Annotated in this window: 5 protein-coding genes; 2 read left to right on the top strand and 3 right to left on the bottom strand. The window is 61.1% G+C overall.

Annotated elements, in window-relative coordinates; all coding sequences use genetic code 11:
- The 3 genes from P792_RS0118765 to P792_RS35990 form a co-directional block, all read right to left on the bottom strand.
- A partial coding sequence (locus P792_RS0118765) for a pitrilysin family protein (RefSeq protein ID WP_031240602.1) occupies nucleotides 1-728 on the bottom strand: 728 nt, incomplete at its 3' end.
- Nucleotides 729-856: 128 nt separating this feature from the next.
- Entirely contained in the window at nucleotides 857-2263 is a 1407-nt protein-coding gene (gene thrC / locus P792_RS27110) for a threonine synthase (RefSeq protein ID WP_023978464.1), read from the bottom strand.
- Between the two features lie 84 nt (nucleotides 2264-2347).
- Nucleotides 2348-3487, bottom strand: a complete 1140-nt coding sequence (locus P792_RS35990; RefSeq protein ID WP_023978463.1) for an L-dopachrome tautomerase-related protein — start codon at nucleotides 3485-3487, stop codon at nucleotides 2348-2350.
- A 149-nt stretch (nucleotides 3488-3636) separates the two neighbouring features.
- Here P792_RS35990 and P792_RS27105 point away from each other — a divergent pair, with 149 nt between their 5' ends.
- Nucleotides 3637-3987 carry a DUF3147 family protein gene (locus P792_RS27105; RefSeq protein ID WP_023978462.1) on the top strand — a complete coding sequence of 117 codons (351 nt, stop codon included), beginning with the start codon at nucleotides 3637-3639 and terminating at the stop codon, nucleotides 3985-3987.
- Nucleotides 3988-4052: 65 nt separating this feature from the next.
- Nucleotides 4053-4950 (top strand): lipopolysaccharide assembly protein LapB (locus P792_RS27100; protein WP_023978461.1); only part of this gene is annotated, 898 nt, incomplete at its 3' end.

Raw genomic sequence — 4950 nt, 5'->3', positions numbered from 1 at the left:
CCCAGCACGATATGGGCCTGATCAAGGTCGCGCTTCTCGCGATGCTCGCCACCGAGATAGGTGCAGCCTTCACGGGAGGGCGGCTGATGGTCGGGCAGATCGCGAAAATGCTCCTGCACCATCTCCAGCACGGCATCATGCTGCAAGTTGCCGGCTGCGGCGATGACCATGTTACGCGTGGTATAATGCGTCTGCATGTAGCGCATCATGGTCTCGCGCTTCATGGAGGCAATGAGCCCCTCGGTGCCCAGGGTCGGACGCCCCATAGGCTGATCGCGGAAAGCCGTTTCCTGAAAATGGTCGAAAATGATGTCGTCAGGCGTATCGTTGGCCTGACCGATTTCCTGCAGGATCACACCGCGCTCGCGCTCGACTTCCTGATCGAGAAACGTGCTGTGGGTAAGGATATCACCAATGATGTCGATACCGAGCGGGAGGTCTTCCTTCAGAAGCTTGACGTAATAGGCCGTCTGCTCGCGGGCCGTGTAGGCGTTGATATGCCCCCCCACATTCTCGATCTCTTCGGCAATACGTGCGGCGCTACGGCGCTGCGTGCCCTTGAAGGCCATATGCTCCAGAAAATGCGAAACACCGTTTTCCTCTGCGCTTTCGTTGCGCGTGCCGGTGGCAACATAGGCCCCGAAGGAAACGGTTTCGACGCGCTCCATCCTTTCGGTTACGACAGTGAGGCCATTGGGAAGGGTGGTGACGGTAATCGGATCGGTCATCGAGTGGTGATGGTCCTGAAATCGAAGGAAAACGGGGTCTGTAAAATGAGATGGCGTCACGGGGGGCAAAATCCTAGCCCCCCGCGTTGGATGATCGTGCCAAGGCGTGTCTTACGCCAGCCCGGATGTCAGGCGGCGCGAACGTAACCGGCAAGATGACGCCTCACGGCATCTTCAACAAGGTTGAGCTCATTGGGCTGCGTTTCGTAACGCTCTTCACGGGCAAACAGATCGGCCAGATGCGGCGGTAGCGCCGGGTCGATGCCCGTGGCCTTGCGCACAGCATCGGGGAACTTGGCTGGATGGGCCGTGGCGGCCACGATCATCGGAATTCCCGGCTCCTGCTCCTGACGGCCAGCAGCCAGTCCGATCGCGCTGTGCGGGTCGGCCAGATAAAGCGAGTTGTCCCACAGCGCCTTCATCTCGCCCAGCGTTGCCTCATCATCGAGCATGAGAGCGCCAAAACGCTCACGCGCACGGTTCCATACGGCAGGATCGACGCTCATGCGGCCTGTCTGGCGGAAATTATGCATGGTTTCCCGGCAGGCAACCGGATCGCGATCGAGCAGTTCGAACAGCAGGCGCTCGAAATTGGATGAAATCTGGATATCCATCGACGGCGACAGGCTTGGCTCAACGGCGCGCATGCTCATGTCGTTGCTGGTCAGGAAGCGGGTGAGGATGTCGTTGCGGTTCGAGCCAATGCACAGACGGCGGATTGGCAGCCCCATCTGGCCGGCCGCCCAGGCTGCGAGCACATTGCCGAAATTACCCGTTGGGACGGCAAATGAGACCTCGCGATCAGGCGCACCCATCATGAGGGCAGCGCGCACATAATACGGGATCTGCGCGGCAATACGTGCCCAGTTGATCGAGTTGACCGCGGAGAGACCGATCTCATCACGGAAGCTGGTATCGGCAAACATGGCCTTCACCAGGTCCTGACAATCATCGAATGTCCCCTCGACGGCGATGTTCAGGATGTTGTCATCGTGAACAGTCGTCATCTGACGGCGCTGCACATCCGAGGTGCGGCCCATCGGATGCAGGATCGCAACCGAGAGATGTGGGCTGCCACGGAAAGCCTCGATGGCCGCAGAACCGGTATCGCCCGACGTGGCGCCCACGATCGTCACGCGCTGGTTGCGCTCGGTCAGGACATGCTCGAAAAGCTGGCCAAGCAGCTGCATGGCCATGTCCTTGAAGGCGAGGGTGGGGCCGTGAAACAGCTCCATCGAGAACAGCCCGTTCTCGACCTCTACCAGTGGCGCGATGGCGGCATGCGAAAAACCGGCATAGGCCGTCGCGCAAAGCTTCTGCAACGTCGGCAGGTCTATGCTGCCCGCGGCAAAGACCGAAAGGATCTTCGCGGCTAGATCGGGATAGGAGAGGCTGCGCATGGCGCGCCACTCATCTGCCGTGAAGCGGGGCCAGGTTTCCGGCATGTACAGCCCACCATCCTCTGCCAGACCGGCGAGCAGGATATCTGAAAAGGAGCGCGGGCGCGCATCGCCGCGGGTGGAACGGTACTGCATGATGACCTTCATGATTGCGTGGCTGGAAAACCGGGGGCGAGAAAAAGACGAAAAAGAACAGAAGAAAAAGAAATGGCCCGTATTTCAGGGCAGGGCAATGCGCAACAGCTTGGATCCGACCGGAATGTAAAGCTCCCCCGCGCCCGTAGTGCTGTGCCCGGCCTCGCCCGGCACCCATTGCGGCATACCGGCCCCGACCAGTTCATGCGATGACAGAAGGATATGCGGATGCCGTGCGGTGTCGAAACTCAGAACGCGTCCCTCGCTGATATCGGTCAGATAAAGCGTGGCCTTGTCATCGATCGTGATCCCGCTGACGGTGGGCGTGCCACGCCATTGCGTCACCCCTTCCATGAGTTCGGACGGGGTCACGGAAGGATCGTTCAGCAGATCGGCGGAGAGGCGGTAGATCGGCCCGGTAGGGGCCAGCTCATACAGCCACTGACCGTTGGTTTCGAGTGCCAGATAGGCGAGGTCGCGTGTAAGTGGATGCCCGTCCTTGCCCGGTACCGAGTGGCCATCGATGGTCAGGGGCACATGCCCGCGTGCCGTGGGGTAGCCAGCGAAAAACCGCGTGGCAGCATGACGTTTGAGGTCAAGCACGGTCAGGGCAATGCCGCCGTCATCAGCCAGATAGGCCATGTCGCCATGAACGGCGAATGCCGTGAAGCGGGATTGGGGCGTGTATCCTTCGGCGGGGATCTCCTGCGTCTGGAGGACCCGCCCTGATGTCGGGTCAAAACGGATCAGGCGCGGCGCGGCCTTGTCTGCACCCCCGTCGAGTAACCACAGCGTACCGTCAGTGCCATAAGCGAGGGCAACGGGCGAGAGAGACGTGTTGACGTGAGGCTCTGTGCCGCCATCCGGCCAGATAAGTGTCAGAGGTGAGGCGACGGGCTTCGAATTCTGATCTGCGCTCAGACTCATCAGGCAGTCATTTGCGGACCCGACGCCTTGTTCCGTAGCGTCGCATAGCAGGACGATCCGGTTGTTCTTGAGGGGGAGGGCCTGTTTCCAGCGGCGTGCCTCGGGCAGATCGATTGTCGCAACCACTTGCGCGCCTTCGGTATCGGCAACCCAGGGGCGTTCATGAGACGCTCTCGCCGGTGCTGCATGGGCAAGCAGGGCAAGGCTGGCAACTGCCGAAATCGCTCGGAAACGGAATCTGAGCGGGTGGCGTGGGGGCAGGAAGCGGCTGGGCAGAGAGCGTGAGAAGGCGACCATGTCTCCTTTTAGGGCCAATCGGCCCCCTTGCAAAACCATCTGTTTCAAGAGCAGCATTTTGCCGCCATCGGATTGGCGGATATGCCAAAGGGCCAGAAGATATGTTGCGGATCGGGGAAGTAACCCGTCACGCAGGGGAGAAACGGTTCGTGCTTGCTCTGTTTGTCAGATCAGCCCTGTCGGGTGTGTTGATTGCCTGCGCTTCGATTGTGGCGCGCCGCTTTCCCGGTTTCGGCGCGCTGATCGCCTCATTGCCGCTGGTATCCGTGCTGGGCATGATCTGGCTGTGGCGTGACAGGCCCGACGCGGCCAACATGGCCGATCATGCAGAGGCGACGTTCTGGTACGTTCTGCCCTCCTTGCCCATGTTCCTTCTCATCCCGGCGCTGCTTCGACACGGGGTCGGGTTCTGGCCCGCACTCGGTGCCGGCTGCCTGCTGACGATCGTACTCTACCTTGCGGTGACTTGGATCGGGCCGCGCTTTGGGCTTGTCCTGTAATTGCGCGTTGAACCGGGCGCTTCGCGCGGTTGTAACAGGCACTCAGACGTTTCATGATCAGCATCATGTCAGATACGCGCTCAAGGGCTCACGCCTCACGGATTGATACGGGTCTTGCGCTTCTCGCAGGTGGAGAAACCGTGCAGGCGGAGGCCATCTTTCGGGAAATACTCGCGGTCGATGTCGAGTGTGCGGGGGCGTGGCATGGGCTGGCCTGCGTGGCGCGTGCCCTGGGGCAGCCCCGCGTGGCCATTGCTTCAGCCGCGCAGGCCCTTCAGCTGGAAAAGAATGACCGCGAGAAATCGCGCTTTCACATCACGCTTGCTGCGGCGCTGGATGAGGCCGGACATCTGCGAGAAGCGGTCTCGGCCTGTCGCGTGGCCCTTCTGCTTGAGCCGCGCGATTTCAGGGGTAAGGCGTTTTTCGCCGAACTACTATATCGCAGCGGGCAGGGTGACGAGGCTGAACGCGAATTCCGTGAGGCACTCGCGCTCTCTGCCGACCCGGCGTCGTTGCTCGCTCGCCGCGGCGCCTTCCTGATGGCGCAGCGCGACTTCGTGACGGCATCCGAGACGTTCAAGGCGCTGATCGCCCGGTTGTCCGTCGGTGCTGGCTACGACAGCAATGCAGGCCATGCCAGAGACGCTGACAATACTCTGCGGCAGGCACAGGCGGCAGCCTATGCCAATCTTGGCGCAGCGTGTTTCGAGGCAGGTGCCATGAGCGAGGCTCTGACCGCCCTGCAAACAGCGTTATCGCTCGATGTGCCAAGCGCGCAGACGCTCAATAATCTGGGCCTCGTCTATCATGCGCTCGGTGCTTTCGCTCAGGCTGAGAGCCTGTTTACTCAAGCGCTCTCCCTTGCCCCTGACGATGCAGGCATCAAGGGGAACCATGCGACACTACTTGCCGAGACCGGCAGGGAGCATGAAGCCGAGCAGGCTTTCTGCGCCGTGCCGCAGC

This window comes from Asaia sp. SF2.1 (assembly GCF_000505765.1).
Lineage (GTDB): Bacteria > Pseudomonadota > Alphaproteobacteria > Acetobacterales > Acetobacteraceae > Asaia > Asaia bogorensis.
This window is presented reverse-complemented; position numbering and strand designations above follow the sequence as displayed.